This window comes from Pseudonocardia sp. (genome assembly GCF_025465255.1).
GTDB lineage: Bacteria > Actinomycetota > Actinomycetes > Mycobacteriales > Pseudonocardiaceae > Pseudonocardia.
In genome coordinates this window covers 56,765-74,729 of record NZ_JAODNI010000075.1, presented here as the reverse complement: position 1 = coordinate 74,729, position 17,965 = coordinate 56,765, and the positions used below count along the sequence as shown (strand labels likewise).

Here is a 17,965-nt window from a genome sequence, read left to right as displayed (position 1 = left end):
TCCCACGCCCGCAACTGCTGGTGCCCGAGCCGGTTCAGGGCAGGCAGGGCGGCGTCGGCCGCCTGCAGCGCCGCGGCCAGGTCGTCGCGCAGGAGGTGGCAGTACGCGAGGAACGAAGGACGAGGCGACGGCCGGGACGCCGGTGTGCACGGCGACCAGTCTGCTCAGCGGCCGGGGTCCGTGCCAGCAGGTCGGCCGACCAGCCCGTGACCAGGTGTGGGGTCCAGCGGGTGGTGGCCGCCCCGTGGGGTCGTGATCCGGCCCGGTGCATCGCCGGGCCGGACCACGCTCACGCCCCGATGAGCGCGTCCCGCCGGGCGAACCGGCTCTCCGGTCGAGGGAGCCCCAGGTGCTCGCGCAGCGTTCGGCCGGTGTAGCCCTCTCGGAACAGTCCCCGCGCGCGCAGGATCGGCACGACCTCGGCGGTGAACACCTCCAGCCCGCCTGGGTAGTACGGCGGCATCACGTTGAAACCGTCCGCGGCACCGCCGGTGAACCACTCCTCGAGCGTGTCCGCCACCTGCTCCGGCGTCCCGGCGAACACCCGGTGCCCGCGGGCCCCGGCGAGGCGGTGCAGCAGCCCGCGGACGGTCGGCCGTTCCCGCTCGACGATCCCGGCCACCACCTGCAACCGGCTCCGGTGGTTGTCGATCACGTCCCCGGCACCGGTGAACAACGAGGCGGGGACGGGAGCGTCGAGGTCGAGATGACCGAGCGAGCTCCCGGTCATCAGCTCGAGCTGCAGCAACCCGTATGCCGGCACCGTCAGCTCGTTGAACTGCCGTTCGAGGTCCCGGGCCGCGGTCTCGGTGCCCGCGATGAACGGGCTGATCCCGGGCAGCACCTTGACGTGCTCGGGCCGGCGGCCGAACCCGGCGGCCCCGGACTTGACGTCGGCGTAGAAGGCCTGGGCGTCCGCGAGCCGCTGGTGTGCCGTGAAGATCGCCTCGGCGTTGCGTCCCGCGAAGGCCCGCCCCTCGTTCGAGGCCCCGGCCTGTACGAGCACCGGATGGCCCTGGGGTGGGCGTGGCTGGTTGAACGGGCCGCGGACGCGGATGTGCCGGCCGGTGTGCCCGATCTCGTGGATCTTGGACGTGTCGGCGTAGACGCCGGCCTCGCGGTCCAGGACGATCGCATCGTCCTCCCAGGAGTCCCAGAGCGCGGTGACGGCGTCGACGAACTCCTGGGCCCGCGCGTAGCGCTCGGCGTGGTCCGGATGGGCGTCCAGGCCGAAGTTCGCCGCTGCGGAGTCGTTGCCGGTGGTCACGACGTTCCAGCCCGCGCGCCCGCCGGAGATGTGGTCGAGCGAGCCGAACAACCGGGCCAGGTTGTAGGGCTCGTAGTAGGTGGTCGACGCCGTCGCGATGAGGCCGAGGCGCTCCGTGGCGGTGGCCATGGCCGTGAGCAGGGTGATCGGCTCGAGCCGCCCGACCGCGTTGTGGGCGACGTCGCCCTGCAGAGCCGGGCCGTCGGCGAAGAACACCGCGTCCAGTGCGGCGGCCTCGGCCGTGCGGGCGATCTCCTGGTAGTAGGTGACGTCGTAGATCCGCTCCGGGGCGCTGGCCGGGTGGCGCCAGGCGGCCTCGTGGTGCCCGGCGGGGTAGACGAAGGCGTTGAGGCTCAGCTGTCGCCGGTTCTCGGTCATCGGTGCACTCCCAGTGCGGTCAGCAGGCGGTCGCGGTGTGCCGCGAGCGCGGGATCGTGGTGGTCGCGTGGTCGCTCGGCGGTGATCGCGCGGTCGGTGAGGATGCGGCCGTGGTCCAGGACGAGAACCCGGTCCGCGAGCTGCACGGCCTCGTCGACGTCGTGGGTGACGAGCAGGACGGCGGGGCGGTGCCGCACGCACAGTTCGAGCAGCAGGGTGTGCATCCGGATGCGGGTGAGGGCGTCGAGCGCGCCGAAGGGTTCGTCGGCCAGCAGTAGCGCCGGCTCGCGGACGAGGGAGCGTGCGAGCGCGACCCGTTGCTGTTCGCCCCCGGAGAGCTCGTACGGCCAGGAGCGGTGCCGTCCCTCGAGGCCGACCTCGGCCAGCGCCGCCCGGCCGCGTTCCCGGGCGTCGGCGCCGTCGAGCCCGAGCAGGACGTTGTCGAGCACCCGGGCCCAGGGGAGCAGCCGCGAGTCCTGGAACACGACCGCCCGCTCGGCGGGCACCCGCAGCTCCCCGGAACCGGGGACCCCGCCGTCGAGTTCGGCCAGTGCGCGGAGCAGCGTGGTCTTGCCGGAACCGCTGCGGCCGAGCAGCGCCACGAACTCGCCCGGTGCGATGTCGAGGTCGACGCCGTCGAGCACGGCCCGGCCGCCGAAGCCCCGGGTGAGGTCACGGACCCGGACCGCGGTGTCGGCGAGCGGGGGATCGGCTAGCTGCCCAGGGTGCGTCGCCACGACAGCGCCCTCCTCTCGATCTGGCGCACGACCGTGTCCCCGACCAGCCCGAAGACCGCGTAGACGACGAGTCCGACGACGATGACCTCGGTCTGGCCGTAGTTGCGGGCCTGTGTCATCAAGTAGCCGATGCCACTGGTCGCGTTGACCTGTTCGACGACGACCAGCGCGAGCCAGGAGATCGTCACCGCCAGCCGGAGGCCGGTGAAGAACCCGGGCAGTGCACCGGGCAGCGCGACCCTGCGCACGAAGGCCCGGCGGGACAGGCCGACGGTCTCCGCCAGCTCGACGTACCGGCCGTCGACGCCGCTCAGGGCTGCGTGGGTGTTGATGTAGACGGGGACGAAGACGCTCGCCGCGATCACAATGATCTTCATATCTTCGCCGATGCCGAACCAGATGATGGCCAGCGGGATCAGCGCCAGCGTCGGGATCGCCCGTTTGATCTGCACGGGTCCGTCGATCAACGCCTCGCCGGTCCGGCTCAGCCCGGACACGAGCGCCAGCACGACGCCCAGCCCGATCCCGATCACGAGGGCGATGCCGGCACGTCGGACGGAGGTGAGCAGGTTGCTCTGCAGCCTGCCGTCCGCCACGAGGTCGCCGAACGTCGTCACGACGGTCCACGGCGGGGACAGTGTGTTCGGGTCCAGCAGACCCGTTCCGGAGCCGAGGATCCAGGCGATCAGCAGCAGCACCGGTCCGACCAGCAGGGCGCCGGGGACCGCCCGGCCCGGGCCGAGTCTTCGCCCGCGCCGGGGGCGCGGCGCGAGCCGGGTCCCGGCCTCCGGCACGGACCTCGCGTGTTCCCGGGGCCGGGTCAGGGAGAGCTCGGTCATCTCAGGCGCCCGTCCGCTCGCGGCCGGCTCCGACCGCCGATGCGGTCTCGGCGGCCACCTGTTCGAAACGCAGGTCGAAGCCGTCGCTCGCCCGTACCCGTTTCGGCAGCTCCCCGGCCCGGTCGATCACGTCGATCGTGTCCTGCTGGCGTTGCACCAGGGCCGCGTCGAGGTGGGGGAAGGTGCTCGGCCCGAGCGAGTCGACGATCCGCTTCCCGTCCGCCGCGCCGATGCCCTGGTTGGCGACGTAGTACTGCTGGACCCAGTCCTCCGGATGGTCGTTGATCCACTGCTGGCTGCGGATGTAGTGGTCGACGTAGGCCCGGATCGCCGCCGCCTTCGCCGGATCCTGCAGCGCTTCGCGCCGCGCGTACAGATAGTTCAGCCCGGACGAGGTGCCCGCCGTCTCGGCCGGGTCGATCACGCCGCCGCCGCGCGGCCCGGCCTCGGCGAGGAACCGGGTGAGTCGGGGTTCGTTCAGCGGCGCCACGTCGACCTGGCCGGTGCGCACCGCGTCGTTGAAGTCGCCGAGCTGCAGCCGGACGAGCTCGACGTCCTTCGTGGACAGACCGGCCTTCGCCAGCGCCCGCAGCACGATGACCTGTTGGGCCGTCCCCTCCGCGTAGGCGATCTTCGCCCCGCGGAGGTCCGCCAGCTTCCGGATCGCCTTGCCGGGCGCGACGGCGAGCTGGGTGCCGGCCGGGTCGTTCTGCTTGGCCAGGACGATCGGTACGTCCTCGCCGGCGACGAGCGCCTGGATCGGCGGGGTGTCGCCGACGCTCGCGATGTCCGCCGCCCCGGCCCGGAAGGCCTCGAGGATCGCCGGCCCGCCGGTGAAGTTCGCGAACTCGGCCGTGAACGGGAGCTTCGACAGCTCACCCGAGGCCTTCAGCGCCACCTGCTGGGCCTCGGACTGGTCGGCGATCACCAGCGTGGTGCCGGCCGATACGGCGGTCGGTAGCGGCGCGTCCGCGGTCAGGCCGTCGGCGTCGGGCGCGCCGCCGCACGCGGTGAGCAGGAGAAGCGCGCCGAGGGCCGCCGCGGCGAGCGCTCCCGGCGTGCGAGGTCGCCGGGAGCCGTGTGGCCGGTGGCGGTTCTGGTGGGAGGGGGTCACGTGTTCGTCTCTCGTCGGGTCGGGGAAGGCGCGTCAGTCGACGACGACGGCGTGGTCCGCGGTGAAGGGCCTGCCGGCGACGAGCTCGGACTCCCGTCCGTCGGGCCCGACGGGCCGCTCCCCGATGACGGTGACGCGATGCAGCGTGCGCCGGACGTCCAGGTGGTCCAGATCGGCCGGCGCGAGGTGCGCCGTCGCGCGGTTGTCCCAGACCGCCACGCTGCCGGGTTCCCAGCGGAACCGGACGGTGTATTCGGGGCGGGTCAGCTCGGCGTAGAGCAGGTCGAGGATCGCCCGGCTCTCCCGCGGCTCGACGTCGACGATGTGGCTGGTGAAGCCAGGGTTGACGAACAGGGCCCGCTCGCCGGTGACCGGGTGGACGCGGACCACCGGGTGCACGGCCACGAGCAGGTTGTCGTTGACCCGCCGCGCGTACCCGTCCTCCCCGGTGGGCGTGCGGTCGCCGCCGTAGCGGTGCTCGGCCCGCAACCCGTCTACGAACGCGCGGACGGGGGCGGAGAGGCCCTGGTAGGCGGCGACCAGGTTGGTCCAGGTGGTGTCGCCGCCGACCTCGGGAACGACGTCGGCGCGCAGGATCGACGCCGCGGGCGGGTTCACGGCCGCGGTGACGTCGGTGTGCCAGCCGGCGAGGTAGCTGTACTTCCGCCGCGACGTGGCCGCCGTGTCGTTGCCGTAGCGCTGGGCGTACCGCTCCGGATCCACGGTGAAGATCTCCGGGTGGCCCTGCGGCGGGGCGTCGTCGTGCGGGTGGGCGTAGGTCAGCTCGCCGAAGTGGCGCCCGAACCGGATCTGCGCGGCGTGATCCAGCTCCTGGCCGCGGAAGAAGACCACCTTGTACCGGTGGAGAGCGGCGGTGATCGCGGCGACCTGCCCGTCGTCGAGGGGGCGGGCGAGGTCGACCTCGGAGACGTCGGCTCCGATGTGACCGGCGACGGGGCGGACGGTGACGGTCGTGCGTTCGGGTGCGACGGTCATGACGGGTCCTTTCGACAGGGTGCGGCGGCAGGCGGGAACGTCCGGCCGACGACGCGACGACGCGAATCGAGCCGGGACGGTTCAGCGGAAATGCACGGAATAACGTCGCGGAATGCGAACGCCGATCAACGAGCGGGGTGAGCGACAAAGGACCCGGAACGGGCCTGCGGTCACCCGCAGATACAGCACCTCGGGCGACATGCCCCGGTCAGGTGCGCGCTGCTCATGAACACCATCGTGTGTGGAGACATCGGGGAAGTCAATTTTGCGACTCCGGTAATTAAGTCCGCGCAGGTTGCGGGCGCAGATCCAACGGCCGCGCATAGGTTGCGTCGAGCATGATCGACCCGGCCGCGACGCCCAGCGCGCGGCTGCCGAACGAGCTCGCCACGACCGTCCGTTCCGGATCCGTGCACACGTGCGAGCGCTCGGCCACCTCGCCCCGCAGCTCGGCGAGCAGGTCCGGATCCCGGACGACACCGGCCTCGGTGACCACGAGGACCTCAGGGTTGATCACGTCGAGCAGAAGGGCGACAGCTCGCCCGACGAGCCGGGCCCGGTCCCGGAACAGCATCCTCACGTCCCGGTCGCCGGTCTCGAGGGCGGTGAGCAGGTCCGCGAAGACGGGCCTGGGGAGGAGCCCCGCCATCGTGGCGTGCCGGGCGACCGCCCGGTCCGCGACCGTCGCCTGCACGCATCCCGTCCTGCCACAGCCGCAGACGGTCGGACCCAGCAGGGAGCCGGAACCGACCGGAAGGTGTCCCACGTCCCCCGCGGCCGAGCGGGGGCCGTGATGCACGGCCCCGCCGGTGGCCAGCGCGGCGTCGACGACGTTGCCGACGAACAGGTGCACGAGGCTCTTCCGCGCCCGCTCGCGGTGGACGCCGATCAGCTGTTCCGCTCGCGCCAGGGCCCGGGAGTGGCTCTCGACCCGCACCGGCAGGCCGAGCCGAGCCTCCAGGACGTCGCGGATCGCGACGTCCGACCAGCCCAGCTGCGTGTGCCGCACGACGGTGCCGTGTGCAGGGTCGACCCAGCCGCCCGTGGCGACGCCGACCCCCAGCGGGCGTCGGCTCCCCGCGTGTTCGTCGAGGAACGCCGCGATGGTGGCTTCGATGTCGGCGAGCACCGCCTCCGGTCCGGGGTCGCGGTGCGGGATCCGCTGCTCGGCGAGGACGCGCCCGCGCAGGTCGGTGAGGACGTACGTGCAGTGCAGCAGCGCGATGTGCACGCCGCAGACCAGGTGGCGGCGGGTGTCGATGTCCACCGGGACGTGGGGGCGCCCGACCGAGGAACGCGGCGTGCGGGCCGGCCGCTCCCGTACCAGGCCGAGCTCCGCCAGATCGGCGTACTGCCTGCTCACGGCCGCCGCACTCAGGCCGGTGAGGCGGGCGACGGTGCTGCGGGCGATCGGCCCGTTGTCCAGGATGGATCGCAGGACGACGGACGCCGTCGGTGTTCGCCGTCCGTCGCCGGACGGGCCGTCGAGCCGGGGGACGACGGGGGTCGGGAGTGCGCGCATGATGTCCTGCCGCTCGAGGTCGAGGCTGCTGCCGGGCGGGGCGCACGGACCCGTGCCGCGACCGGCGGCCGCGGAGACTCTCGGGTCAGACGTGCGCGGGCAGGCGACACATCGCGCTCGCCTGCCGACGGAGGTCGACGTGGCGGCGTGCCTTCAAGATCGCGGCCTGGGACATCCCGCCGATCCTTGCAGAGCAGATGACAGGAGGACAGTGCCGTGGCTCACCGTCTCCGGACCGCCGGGCACCGCGACCGATCGGGCTTGCCATCCGGAGGGTCCTGCGTTCACCATTGGTCCATGGCCGCGCTCCGCTTGCCCCTGGAGCGTTTCTGGCCGTCCCGGAGGGGTCACGCGTTCGACGAGTTCTGTCGCTGAGCATCGCTCGCTCACCGACGTCGTCGTCCCCTCCCTCCTGGAGCCATCCTCATGTCCACACCCGTGTCGTCGTCCCTGCCTGCGCCCTCCCGTGACCGGTACCGGGCGGCTGCCGCAGACCGCTTGTTGACCTCGCTCGAAGGTCTGATCGGTCGTCATCGTGCGCTGGCCCTGCAGGACGACGAGCTAGGCCTGCACGCCGAGCTCATCTCCGCGGAGGTCGCCCATGAGCTGGCCCTCACCCGGAGCACGCTGACCCGGTATCCGCCGCTGCGCTCGGCAGGGTGATGGCGGGGCAGGCCGCGGAGCTCGTCGCGGCCCTGCCCACCACCGCTCCGCCGACAGCGTCCCTGCCGAACACCCGGGAGCTTCGGCGTCCGACGCCTCGTCCGGGCCCCGCGCGATCAACATCCGGCGGATCGGGTGGGTCGCGGAGCTGTCGGCGCGCAACGGGGTCCTCGTCCTGGTCTCGGCGATCGCGCCGTACCGCGACGTCCGGGACGGGGTCCGGGCGGCGTACGCGGCGAACGGCACCGAGTTCGTCGAGGTGGCCTCCGGGGAGAGCGCTCCCGCCGGCGGGACCGGGCCGGGGGGCGGATCGGGCGGCGGCCACGAAGGCGGCGTCGAGTCGGTCGGGGCGGGTGGTCCGGGAATCCCTGGGTACCTGTCCGGGACGCGCCGGAGGGCCGGCTCGTCGTCAGCCGGTCGGAGGGACGGCAGTTCTCTCCCGGAGCAAGGAGCGGCGGCGTCCGCCTGCCTCGAGGATGGCTGGGGCCGAGGTCGAGGAGGAGCTCATGTGCAGGTGGCTGGGGTACTACGGCAAGCCGATCGAGCCCAAGGAACTGGTCTACGACACCGAGCACTCCCTGATCGAGCAGAGCAGGCGCGCCCAGCCCGACATGGCGACGGCCAACGGCGACGGCTTCGGCCTCGGCTGGTACGGGTTCGGCCCGGAGCCGGCGCTGTTCCGCAGCGCGTCGCCCGCCTGGGGTGACGCCAACCTTCGCGAGATCGCCGGCGAGGTCCGTTCCGGCCTGTTCCTGGCCCACGTGCGCGCGGCCACCGGCACCCCGGTGCAGCAGACCAACTGCCACCCCTTCCGATACCGGAACTGGATCTTCGTCCACAACGGTTACATCGCCGACTTCGGCCGCCTCCGCCGCGACCTGGTGCTCGCCGTGCGCCCCGACCTCTTTCCTCACATCCAGGGCAGCACGGACTCCGAGGTGATGTTCTTCCTGGCACTGACGTTCGGGCTCGAGCAAGACCCGGTCGCCGCACTCGAACGGATGGCCGGATTCGTGGAGTCCCTCGGGCGGGCCGCGGGCGTCGAGAACCCACTGCAGATGACGGTCGGAGTGGCCGACGGCGAGCGGTTGTACGCGGCGCGCTACGCCAGCGGGCCCGTGGTCAACACCCTGTTCGTGAGCGCGGAGGTCGACGCGCTGCGCCTGCTCTACCCGGAGGACGAGCGCTGGAAGCACTTCTCGGAGGACTCCCGCGCGGTCGTCTCCCAGCCGCTGACGGACCTGCCGGGTCTGTGGCACGAGGTCCCGGTCTCGACGGCGCTCGTCCTGCAGAAGGGGCCGGATGTGGAGCGCCCCTTCCGGCCGCGGGAACCGGACTGAACGTCCGGTTCAGCCGCGCCGGACCGCGCGTTCGCCCAGCCGACCGCGGCGGGCACGGTGACCGCGTCCAGGTCGATCTGGGTCCGGATCGGCAACCGCGCGGTCCGGTCGACGTCCTCGCCGGCGTGGACGGCCTGCTGGCAGGGCGCAGGAGTCTCCATCTCCTTCCACGGCACCGGCTCGCGGGTGGCCGACTCGAAGCGGGTGAGCAGGCCGGCCGACTCGACGCCGAGGGCCTCGGCTATCCAGGAGCGGCCGCCGAGCAGCCCCGACACGACTGGCACGGGGTGGCCGTCCGGGTAGGGAACAGTGTCGCGCTGGTGCCGTCGAGGCGCTGCTGGGCGATCCCGGCGACGCCGTGGCGCAGCGCGATCCCGGGGTGGGCGAGGGCCCCGGTGCGCTGCAGGTGGTCGAGCCATCCGCGCAGGGAGGCCCCGGGGGCAGGTCGCCGGTCACCGGGCGGGCTCCTCCCGGGGTCGGGTGGTGTGGTCGGGGGACGGCGGGGCGTCGGCGACCCCGGTCCCGACGGTGGGGATCCGGCCGGGCCGGCGGCTCCACACGTGAGTCGCGGTCATGACCAGCAGCGGCATCGCGACCGCGACGTAGGCGTTGTCGACGCCGAACGGGTCGCCGGCGAGGAACCAGCCGACGGTCGCCACCAGCGCGGCGATGATGCTCCAGAACGCGCCGGCGCGGGTCCCGAACCGCGGCCCGTAGAACATCAGGAGCACCAGGACGGCCAGCGCCGCGCGCAGCGACTTGGCCAGGAACGACACGGTCAGCACGTCCGAGGCGAACAGGGCCAGCACGATGGGCAGCAGCCCGGTGACCACGGTGGCGAGCCGCAGGAAGCGCAGGTCGTCGCCCGGTTCCGCGCCGTGGCCCCGGCGGTCGCGCCACGGGCGGTGGAAGTCCTTGAGCAGCAGGGTGGACGCCCCCAGGGTCAGCGCCGCGATCGTCCCGAACATGGCGCCGGACAGTCCGCACACCACCAGTCCCGCGGCCCACGGGTTGAGTTCGAGGACGAACGCGGGCAGGGCCTGGATGGAGCGGATGCCCGGGTGCACCAGGGCGCTGCACAGCCCGATCACCGCGGAGCACAGCCCGAACGGGATGAGCACGGCCGCCGACCAGAGCCCGGACTGTCGGGCGGAGCGTCCGTTGGCGGTCGTGGTGACCGCCTGGACGACGTACTGGGTGGCGAAGATGGCGCCGACACCGGCGATCAGCCACGCCCCGATCTGGGCCCACCCGATCCCGTCCCACGCGAGCATCCGCGGGGGCAGCTCGGCCTGCAGCCGGCCCGGTCCGCCGGCGGCGCGCAGGGCGACGACGGCCAGCAGCACGACGCCGATCAGCTTCACGCTCGCGTGGAGCACGTTGGTGTAGACCACAGAACGCATCCCGCCGATGCTCACCCAGGCCACGGCGAGGACGCCGGTGACCACGATGGCCGGCGCGGTGCCGATGCCGAGCAGCCCGGACAGGATCGCGCCGCCGCTGGCGTAGATCGAGACGGCGACGATCAGCAGCGCACAGATCATGATCGACGAGGTGGCGAGGCGGACCCGCTCGCCATAGGTCCTCGCGAGCGCACCGGAGATGGTGTTCTCGCCGAGCTCGCGGAAACGCCGCGCCAGGAGCACCGAGAACAGCACGAAGCCCAGCGCCAGCGAGACGACGTTCCAGGCCGCGGAGATACCGTGCTCGTGCGCGGACTGGGCGGTGCCGACGCTCGCGGTGCTGCCGAGGAACTCCGAGGCCAGCAGGAATCCGACGAGCACCGCGGGGAACGCCCGGCCGCCCGTGGCGAAGCCCTCGGCGCTGTTCGAGGACCGCCGGGCCCACCAACTGATCAGCCCGAGCACACCCATGTAGAGCACCAGGACCAGCCCGACGATCCACAGTGATCCCATGGCACCTCCTCGTGTGGCGGCCGTCATGTGAGGCGACCATCCGAAACATATGGTCGGGTCGGACGGGTGTCCATGAGGTCCTGGTGATGGGAGCGATACGCGGACGGCCATGAGCCGAGCCCGAGGAGACGCTTGACGGTCGAGCACCTGAGATGCTGGTATTCCAAGATACCGCTGGCAATGAGGCAGGAGCGGCTCATGAGTTCTGGGACACCCGCCGCCGGGTTCGGCTCCATCGATTGCGACGTCCACAACGCGGTCGACGACATTGCGGAGCTGTTTCCGTACCTCCCGCAGCGGTGGAGCGACTACTGCGTGGAGCACGGGGTGACCAGCCTCGCGCCGGCGTTCTACCCGGGCAGGGCCGCCCTTTCCGCCACGCCCGAGAGCAGATCGAGTGGACGAGCTCCGGGAGCCGACCCGGAGCTCGTGCGTGCCCAGGTGCTCGAACGGGGCGTGGACGTCGCGATCCTGAACTGTCTCTACGCGGTGCAGCCGATCCACAACGAGGACTGGGCGGTCGCGATGGCGGCCGCCCTGAACGACTGGCAGGCGCAGCGGTGGCTCGCCGCCGATCCTCGTTACCGCGCCTCGATCGTGGTTCCGTCACAGAACCCGCAGCGCGCCGCACAGGAGATCGAACGGCTCGCCGGCCACGGCGGCTTCGTGCAGGTCCTGCTGCTGGCCAACTCGCAGGTACCGCTGGGCAACCGAGCGCACTGGCCGATCTACGAGGCCGCGGCGGCGGCCGGCCTGCCCGTCGGGGTTCACCCCGGGGTGGCGGGCGGCAATCCGCCGCTGCCGGTCGGGTGGCCCTCGACTTACCTGGAGGAGTACGCCGGAGCGGCGCTGGCGATGCAGTCACAGCTCACGAGCCTGGTCTGCGAGGGCGTCTTCTCCCGGTTCCCGGCGCTGAAGGTGGTGCTGCTGGAGAGCGGGGTGACCTGGCTGCCCTCGTTGATGTGGCGCCTGGACAAGAACTGGAAGGGTCTGCGCCGGGAGATCCCGTGGGTTGCCGACCGCCCGTCGGTCGTGATCCGCCGGCACGTGCGGCTGAGCACCGCGCCGTTCGACGGGCCGCTCGCCACGGAGCAGGCGCGTGACCACCTGCCGAGGTTCCTGGACCAGCTCGGCTCGGTGGACATGCTGCTCTACTCCGGCGACCACCCGCACTGGCACCACCGCGACCCCGAGCAGTCGCTGCTGCAGTTCCTGTCCCCGGCCGAGCGCCGGCAGGTGCTGCGGGACAACGGGCTGGCGACGTACCCGACGATCCTGCAGGGAGCTGCGGTATGACCGACCTGCTGACCAACCCGACATCGGCGGGGGTGCGCACCGAAGGGCCCGGCACGGGCATCGTCGACTGCGACGTGCACAACACCGTCCCGAGTGACGCCGCCCTGCGCCCCTATCTCTCGGCTCGCTGGCTCGAGCACATGGACCACGTCGGTCCGCGGACGTACTCGCCCTACGAGGCCGGCTACGTCTACCCCAAGGTCAGTCCGGCCGGCGGGTCACGGACCGACGCGTGGCCGCCGGGCGGTGGTCTGCCGGGCTCGGATCTGGACTTCATGCGTGAGCAACTCCTCGACCGCTACGGCATCGACCGCGCCATCCTCAACTGCCTGTACCGGGCGGCCGAGCAGCGCAACGAGGGCTACGGCGCCGCACTGGCGCGAGCGGTGAACGACTGGCAGGTCGAGCACTGGCTCGAGCGCGACGCCCGGCTGCGCGCCTCGATCACGGTCACGTTCGAGGCGCCGGAGCTGGCGGCCGAGGAGATCCGCCGTGCCGCGGCGGTCCACTCCGGGTTCGTGCAGGTGTTGTTGTTCCCGCGCACCCTGGCACCGCTCGGCAAGCGCCGTTACTGGCCCATCTACGACGCAGCGCAGGAGTGCGGCCTGCCGGTGGGCATCCACTTCGCCTCGACGACCGGTGCGCCGATCACCTCGGCGGGCTGGCCCTCCTTCTACATCGAGGACCACACCGCGATGTCCGTGGCGTTCCAGGCGCAGGTCACGAGCCTGATCATGGACGGGGTGTTCGACCGGTTCCCGGAGCTGAAGGTCGTGCTCATCGAGGGCGGGTTCGCCTGGGTCCCGCCGCTGATGTGGCGCCTGGACGCCCTCTACCACCGGCTGCGCGTCGAGGTGCCCGACCTGCAACGGCTCCCGTCGGAGTACCTGCGCGACCGGGTCCGGATCACCACCCAGCCCATCGAGGAGCCCGAACGTCCCGCTGATCTGCTGGCGCTGATCGAGGAGATCGGGCAGCACATCCTGATGTTCTCCACGGACTACCCGCACTGGGACTTCGATCATCCGCAACGCGCGTTCCAGACCAAGCTCCCGGCCGAGATGCGGGCCAGGATCATGCGGGGGAACGCGCTCGACTACTACGCCCTCGGCGCATGAGCGCGCTGCACCGTCACGTCGTCGTCGCGAACGCGGAGGAGATCCCGCCCGGCGGAAGCAAGATCGTCGAGGTCGACGGCCGCTCGATCGGGGTGTTCAACCTCGACGGCGAATACTTCGCCGTCCGCAACGCCTGTCCCCACGCCGGCGGCCCGCTGTGCGCCGGGATGCGCTCGGGGTTCGTGCGATCCGAGGGGCCGGGTCACTACGAGTACCTGCGGCGCGGGGAGTTCCTCCGCTGTCCGTGGCACCAGTGGGAGTTCGACATCCGAACGGGACAGTCCTGGTTCGACCCCCAGAAGACGCGGGTGCGGCGGTATGACGCGCGAATTGCCGCGGGTGCGGAGCTGCTGGCGGAAGAGGAGAGACTCGCGGCGGCGGGCCTGCAGAAGGGGCCGTACTCCGCCGAGACGTACCCGGTCCGGGCGACCGAGGAGTACGTGATCATCGAGTTGTGACCTCCGCGGAGGCCACATGATCGAGGAGTGCCAGATGACCGATGTTCAACGAGGAACGATCGGGCCGGTCGCCCCCACCACGGTGGGCCAGTACCTTCGGAACCTGGGGCCGGGGCTGCTGGTGGCCATGTCCTGGCTCGGAGCCGGGGACCTGGTCAGCTCCGCGGTCTCGGGCGGCAACTACGGATACGGGCTGATGTGGGCGCTCGCGCTGGCCCTGATCTGCCGCTACTTCTTCACCGCGGCGATCGCGCGGTATGCATTGTGCAATGTCGTGGGGGACCGGTCCGTGCTGGAGGGGTTCGGCGCGCTCTGGCGGCACCTTCCCGCGACCATCGGGGTGCTCGCCTTCCTGTCCGGCTTCATCCTGCAGACGTTCCTGGCCGTCACCGCGGGAACCGCCCTCTTCCATCTGTCCGGCGGTCTCGGCGGCCAGCGCTGGGGGGTGTTCGGGTGGACCGTGCTCGTCGTCGCGATCACCGCCGTCATGCTCGTGCGGCGCGAGCACTACCGGACACTCGAGATCATCGCCAGGGTCAAGGTCGGGGTGCTCGTCCTGACCTTCGTCACGGCTGCGGCACTGTCCCGGCCGGATGCCGGTGAGGTGGTGCGCGGACTGGCGTTCGGGCTGCCACCCGACCAGGGGCCGTTCGGAACGTTGCTCGTCGCTGCCGCGATCATCGGCGTCGTCGGCGGTTCCGCCGGTAACCTGATGTACCCCGAGTTCATTCGCAACAAGGGCTGGTCGGGTCCGGGATTCATGCGAATCGCGTACCTCGACCTCCTGCTCGGGGTCGTCGCCGTCATCATCGTCAACCTGTCGATCTGGATCGTCGGCGCACAGGTGTTGCATGCACGGGGTGGCACCGTGAAGACGCTGCCGGACCTGGCGGCGATGATGGGCACGGCGATCGGCGCGATCGGGCCGTGGCTGCTCTGGGTCGGCCTGTTCTTCGTCGCGTTCTGCTCCTTCTCCGCCTACGCCTCGGGCTACACACAGATCCTCTTCCGCGGGATGCACCGATCGGCCACGGTGCGCGCGGCGCAGTACCCCGAGCCCAAGGCGGACCCGTTGTTCAAGCGGGTGCAGATCGGGGTGATGGTCCTGGTTCCGGTCGTGTTCGCGCTGCCGGTCTTCCCCGAGGCGCTGTCCATGACGGTCATCGGCAGCGCGACGGCCGGCCTGCTCGCGCCGGTGCTGATGATCGGCACGATCATGCTGACCAACGACCGGCGTCGGATGGCCGCGGGGTACACCAACCGATGGTGGACGAACCTGCTGCTCTGCGGGGTGGGCCTGGTGGGTCTGTGGGCGAGTTACAGCACGGTGCGAGGGCTGCTGGAACTGGCAGCCTGAGCACCGGGTGACCTCGGTATCCTGGCCCGGACGTTGTCCGGTGGGCTGGGAAGGGTGGGCGGCGTGGTGACGGCGACCCAAGGTGGTGACGGCACGCTGAGCCTGGGCCAGGTGATCACCCGCTCCGACCTCGTCGCGGAGTCGCTGCGCGCCGCGATCCTGGCGGGGCGGCTACGGCCGGGGCAGACGCTCGTCGAGCGCCAGCTCGCGACGATGCTGGGGGTGTCGAAGACACCCGTGCGCGAGGCGTTGATCGGGCTGACCTCCTCCGGGTTGGTCGTGATGTCGCGCAACCTCGGGGCCGTGGTCCGGTCGCTGTCCGCCGACGAGGTCCGCAAGATCTACGAGCTCCGCCTGCTGCTCGAGCCCTGGGCGGTGGGCCGCGCTGCGGAGCGCAACGGCCCGGGGAACCGGCATGCCGCCCGCGGGGCGCTCGAGGACGCCGAGGCCGCGGCGGCAGTCGACGACCAGGTCGGCTTCAACCTGGCGAATCGGCGCTTCCATCGGGAGCTGTACCTCAATGCGGACAACGACCTGGTGACGGGACAACTGGACCGCATGCAGGACCTCATCGCGCTCGCGCTGCAGGTCGCCGAGGTATGGCGGGGCGGCGTTCGGCCGTTCGGCTCGGTCGAGCACACCGAACACCGGGAGATCCTCGAGGCCGTCGAGGCCGGAGACCCCGCCCGGGCGGAGGCACTCACGCATCAGCACGTCGTGCACGCCGCTTCGGCGCTGGAACTCGACCGCGGCGACGTCCCGACACCGACCCCCGGCACCCCTCGGTAGCGGTCCGCTCCGCCGGTGGCGGAGGGCCGTTGACACCGGAGAGCGCTCACACCTAGTTTCGGCGGGCAGGTTGCACCCGTCGGACGGAGGTCATCGGTAGCAGTGGCTTCCGCCGGCGCCGTCCGCCGCTTGGCTGTCATCGCCGACGACCTGACCGGCGCGGCTGACGCCGCCGCACCCTTCGCGGCCCGCGGCCTCGCCGTCTCGGTCGCGTTGTCGCCTGCTGCTCCGCCCGGCGTCGAGGTGCTCGCGCTGCTCACCGACAACCGCTGGCGGCCCGCCGCCGAGGCCGCCGAGCGCATGCGCGCCGCGGTCGCCCGCGTCCGGGACTGGACACCCGAGACCCTCTTCGTCAAGATCGACTCAACGCTGCGAGGCCAGGTGCACGCGGACGTCTCCGGAGCGCTGGACGCGTGGGGAGGCGCAGGCGCCGTGGCCACTCCCGCCTTCCCCGCACAGGGCCGCACGGTTCGCGGCGGCGCGCTCGTCGTCCACGGCGAGACGGCCGTGGCGCGGATCGCGGAGCACTTCCCGGCGGGAGCCCGCGTCGTCGACGCCGAGACCCACGACGACCTCGTCGCGCTCGCGCGGCGGATCCTCGACGGCGGCTGCGTGGCAGTCGGGTCGGGCGGGCTGTCCCGTGCCCTCGCGGCCGTGCTCGTGGATCCGCCCCGGCCGGCACTCCGGCCGCGGACCGGGGTCAGCGGCGTGCTGGTCGTCGTCGGGACGCCGCACGCCGTCACGCGCGCGCAGGTCGCGGCGCTGCGAGAGGCTGGAGCCGCGCTCGTCGTGGCAGGCCCGTACGCGGCCGAGGCCGCCATCGCCGCACTGCAGGCGGGGCGCCGGGCCGTGCTGACCTGCGAGGCCGACGGCGAGGTCGAGCCCGAGAGCCCGGCAGCGGCGGCACTCGCCGAGAAGCTGGCCGCGGTTGTGCCGGCCGTGCTCGAGGCCGTCCCCGCGGTGGGGCTCGTCCTCACCGGCGGCGCCACGGCGCTCGCCGTGGCCACGGCAGTGGGCGCGACCGAGGTGCGCCTGCTCGCGGAGGTGGCCGAGGGCCTGCCGCTGGGCGAGCTGGTGACGGGCGACCGGCGGGTGCCGGTGGTGACGAAGTCCGGCGGCTTCGGCGCGCGCGACGCGCTGCGGCGTGCCGCAGAGGGACTGGAGGCATGCGTATGACACCCCTGCTCGGTCTGACCGTCGGCGACCCGGCCGGCGTCGGACCCGAGATCGTCCTCACGGCGGCCCGTGACCCCCGGGTGGAGGTCGCCCGGCTCGTCGCGATCGGCAGCCTGGCCGCGCTGCGCTCCGCCGCCGCGGTGGTGCCGGACGCTCCCGCGCTCCGCGAGGTGTCCTCGCCGGCGGAGGCGCGCTTCGAGCCCGGCACGCTCGACGTGCTCACGGTGCCGTCCGATGTCGCCGTGCCCATCGGGAGGCTCTCCGCCGAGGCGGGGCAGATCGCGTTCGAGGGCGTCGAGCGGGCGGTCGACCTGGCCCTCGCGGGCGATATCGACGGCATCGTCACCGCGCCCCTGAACAAGGAGGCCATCGCGCTCGCCGGGCACCCCTACCCCGGACACACCGAGATCCTCGCGGAGCTCACCGGCACCAGGGACTTCGCGATGATGCTCACCGCGCTGAAGCTGCGGGTCGTGCACGTGACCACCCACGTCGGCATCCGGGCGATGCTCGAGCGCGTGACGACCGAGCGCGTCCTCACGACGATCCGGCTCGCCGACCGCGCCCTGCGCCACATGGGCATCGAGGCGCCGTCCGTCGGCGTCGCCGGCCTCAACCCCCACGCGGGGGAGGGCGGCCTGTTCGGCGACGAGGAGGCGCAGGTCATCGCGCCCGCCATCGAGCAGGCGAAGGCCGAGGGGATCGCGGCCTCCGGGCCGTGGCCCGCCGACACGCTGTTCGGCAGGGCCGTCGCCGGCGACTTCGACGTGGCGATCGCGATGTACCACGACCAGGGCCACATCGCGGTGAAGGTCCTCGGCTTCGAGACGGGCGTCAACGCCACGATCGGGCTGCCGATCGTCCGGACGAGCGTGGACCACGGCACGGCGTTCGACATCGCGGGCACGGGGCGGGCGAGCGCCGACAGCCTGGTCGAGGCCGTCACGGTCGGGGCGGCGATGGCGCGGGCCCGCGCCGCCGCCCGCGCATGAGGGGGAG

Annotated in this window: 17 protein-coding genes and 1 pseudogene; 10 read left to right on the top strand and 8 right to left on the bottom strand. The window is 72.2% G+C overall.

Annotated features, from left to right (window positions below; translation table 11 throughout):
* Positions 1-289: 289 nt before the first annotated feature.
* The 7 genes from JWP64_RS07970 to JWP64_RS31425 all read right to left on the bottom strand — a co-directional run bounded on the left by JWP64_RS07970 (position 290) and on the right by JWP64_RS31425 (position 7,028).
* Positions 290-1,645, bottom strand: a complete 1,356-nt coding sequence (locus tag JWP64_RS07970; protein ID WP_297494018.1) for an LLM class flavin-dependent oxidoreductase — start codon at positions 1,643-1,645, stop codon at positions 290-292.
* Positions 1,642-2,382: an ABC transporter ATP-binding protein gene (locus JWP64_RS07965; protein ID WP_297494016.1), complete on the bottom strand. Its 741-nt coding sequence runs from the start codon at positions 2,380-2,382 to the stop codon at positions 1,642-1,644. The genes JWP64_RS07970 and JWP64_RS07965 overlap by 4 nt, the downstream gene beginning before the upstream one ends.
* Positions 2,358-3,221, bottom strand: coding sequence for an ABC transporter permease (locus tag JWP64_RS07960; protein ID WP_297494014.1), 864 nt, complete (start codon positions 3,219-3,221; stop codon positions 2,358-2,360). Before JWP64_RS07960 ends, JWP64_RS07965 begins: the two co-directional genes overlap by 25 nt.
* Position 3,222: 1 nt before the next feature.
* Positions 3,223-4,335 (bottom strand): ABC transporter substrate-binding protein, encoded by a 1,113-nt coding sequence (locus JWP64_RS07955; RefSeq protein ID WP_297494012.1) that lies wholly within the window; start codon positions 4,333-4,335, stop codon positions 3,223-3,225.
* Between the two features lie 33 nt (positions 4,336-4,368).
* Positions 4,369-5,331 carry a TauD/TfdA family dioxygenase gene (locus JWP64_RS07950; protein ID WP_297494010.1) on the bottom strand — a complete coding sequence of 321 codons (963 nt, stop codon included), beginning with the start codon at positions 5,329-5,331 and terminating at the stop codon, positions 4,369-4,371.
* Positions 5,332-5,611: 280 nt separating this feature from the next.
* Positions 5,612-6,853: an ROK family transcriptional regulator gene (locus JWP64_RS07945; RefSeq protein WP_297494008.1), complete on the bottom strand. Its 1,242-nt coding sequence runs from the start codon at positions 6,851-6,853 to the stop codon at positions 5,612-5,614.
* A gap of 85 nt (positions 6,854-6,938) precedes the next feature.
* Positions 6,939-7,028, bottom strand: coding sequence for a putative leader peptide (locus JWP64_RS31425; RefSeq protein ID WP_366889574.1), 90 nt, complete (start codon positions 7,026-7,028; stop codon positions 6,939-6,941).
* A 251-nt stretch (positions 7,029-7,279) separates the two neighbouring features.
* Here JWP64_RS31425 and JWP64_RS07940 point away from each other — a divergent pair, with 251 nt between their 5' ends.
* The 3 genes and pseudogenes from JWP64_RS07940 to JWP64_RS07930 all read left to right on the top strand — a co-directional run bounded on the left by JWP64_RS07940 (position 7,280) and on the right by JWP64_RS07930 (position 8,856).
* Positions 7,280-7,516: a hypothetical protein gene (locus JWP64_RS07940; protein WP_297494007.1), complete on the top strand. Its 237-nt coding sequence runs from the start codon at positions 7,280-7,282 to the stop codon at positions 7,514-7,516.
* Positions 7,491-7,766, top strand: a pseudogene (locus JWP64_RS31420) (adenylyl-sulfate kinase); the annotation flags it as partial. The gene JWP64_RS07940 and the pseudogene JWP64_RS31420, both read left to right, overlap by 26 nt.
* 256 nt (positions 7,767-8,022) lie before the next feature.
* On the top strand, positions 8,023-8,856 hold the full coding sequence (locus JWP64_RS07930; RefSeq protein ID WP_297494005.1) for a class II glutamine amidotransferase: 834 nt from the start codon (positions 8,023-8,025) through the stop codon (positions 8,854-8,856).
* Positions 8,857-9,308: 452 nt separating this feature from the next.
* On the opposite strand, the gene JWP64_RS07925 is transcribed toward JWP64_RS07930, so the two are convergent.
* A complete protein-coding gene (locus JWP64_RS07925) occupies positions 9,309-10,772 on the bottom strand; it encodes a sodium:solute symporter family protein (protein WP_297494002.1) in 1,464 nt (487 codons plus the stop codon).
* Between the two features lie 198 nt (positions 10,773-10,970).
* Between JWP64_RS07925 and JWP64_RS07920 the strand changes: the two genes are divergently transcribed.
* From JWP64_RS07920 to pdxA, 7 genes are all read left to right on the top strand, one after another.
* On the top strand, positions 10,971-12,068 hold the full coding sequence (locus JWP64_RS07920) for an amidohydrolase family protein (RefSeq protein WP_297494000.1): 1,098 nt from the start codon (positions 10,971-10,973) through the stop codon (positions 12,066-12,068).
* Positions 12,065-13,186 carry an amidohydrolase family protein gene (locus JWP64_RS07915; protein ID WP_297493998.1) on the top strand — a complete coding sequence of 374 codons (1,122 nt, stop codon included), beginning with the start codon at positions 12,065-12,067 and terminating at the stop codon, positions 13,184-13,186. Before JWP64_RS07920 ends, JWP64_RS07915 begins: the two co-directional genes overlap by 4 nt.
* A complete protein-coding gene (locus JWP64_RS07910) occupies positions 13,183-13,644 on the top strand; it encodes a Rieske 2Fe-2S domain-containing protein (protein WP_297493996.1) in 462 nt (153 codons plus the stop codon). The genes JWP64_RS07915 and JWP64_RS07910 overlap by 4 nt, the downstream gene beginning before the upstream one ends.
* 34 nt (positions 13,645-13,678) lie before the next feature.
* The gene (locus tag JWP64_RS07905) at positions 13,679-15,001 is read left to right on the top strand and encodes an Nramp family divalent metal transporter (protein ID WP_297493994.1); all 1,323 of its coding nucleotides are present in this window, start codon (positions 13,679-13,681) and stop codon (positions 14,999-15,001) included.
* A gap of 66 nt (positions 15,002-15,067) precedes the next feature.
* Complete coding sequence (locus tag JWP64_RS07900; protein WP_297493992.1) at positions 15,068-15,790, top strand: GntR family transcriptional regulator; 723 nt, start codon at positions 15,068-15,070, stop codon at positions 15,788-15,790.
* 129 nt (positions 15,791-15,919) lie between these two features.
* Positions 15,920-16,966: a four-carbon acid sugar kinase family protein gene (locus tag JWP64_RS07895; protein WP_297493989.1), complete on the top strand. Its 1,047-nt coding sequence runs from the start codon at positions 15,920-15,922 to the stop codon at positions 16,964-16,966.
* Positions 16,957-17,958: a 4-hydroxythreonine-4-phosphate dehydrogenase PdxA gene (pdxA, locus tag JWP64_RS07890; RefSeq protein ID WP_297493987.1), complete on the top strand. Its 1,002-nt coding sequence runs from the start codon at positions 16,957-16,959 to the stop codon at positions 17,956-17,958. Before JWP64_RS07895 ends, pdxA begins: the two co-directional genes overlap by 10 nt.
* Positions 17,959-17,965 lie beyond the last annotated feature (7 nt).

Coding starts and splice junctions, on each gene's coding strand:
- JWP64_RS07940 (WP_297494007.1), top strand. CDS start 7,280: ATGTCCACACCCGTGTCGTCGTCCCTGCCTGCGCCCTCCCGTGACCGG.
- JWP64_RS07960 (WP_297494014.1), bottom strand. CDS start 3,221: ATGACCGAGCTCTCCCTGACCCGGCCCCGGGAACACGCGAGGTCCGTG.
- JWP64_RS07950 (WP_297494010.1), bottom strand. CDS start 5,331: ATGACCGTCGCACCCGAACGCACGACCGTCACCGTCCGCCCCGTCGCC.
- JWP64_RS07930 (WP_297494005.1), top strand. CDS start 8,023: ATGTGCAGGTGGCTGGGGTACTACGGCAAGCCGATCGAGCCCAAGGAA.
- JWP64_RS07925 (WP_297494002.1), bottom strand. CDS start 10,772: ATGGGATCACTGTGGATCGTCGGGCTGGTCCTGGTGCTCTACATGGGT.
- JWP64_RS31425 (WP_366889574.1), bottom strand. CDS start 7,028: ATGTCCCAGGCCGCGATCTTGAAGGCACGCCGCCACGTCGACCTCCGT.
- JWP64_RS07945 (WP_297494008.1), bottom strand. CDS start 6,853: ATGCGCGCACTCCCGACCCCCGTCGTCCCCCGGCTCGACGGCCCGTCC.
- JWP64_RS07910 (WP_297493996.1), top strand. CDS start 13,183: ATGAGCGCGCTGCACCGTCACGTCGTCGTCGCGAACGCGGAGGAGATC.
- pdxA (WP_297493987.1), top strand. CDS start 16,957: ATGCGTATGACACCCCTGCTCGGTCTGACCGTCGGCGACCCGGCCGGC.
- JWP64_RS07915 (WP_297493998.1), top strand. CDS start 12,065: ATGACCGACCTGCTGACCAACCCGACATCGGCGGGGGTGCGCACCGAA.
- JWP64_RS07905 (WP_297493994.1), top strand. CDS start 13,679: ATGACCGATGTTCAACGAGGAACGATCGGGCCGGTCGCCCCCACCACG.
- JWP64_RS07970 (WP_297494018.1), bottom strand. CDS start 1,645: ATGACCGAGAACCGGCGACAGCTGAGCCTCAACGCCTTCGTCTACCCC.
- JWP64_RS07920 (WP_297494000.1), top strand. CDS start 10,971: ATGAGTTCTGGGACACCCGCCGCCGGGTTCGGCTCCATCGATTGCGAC.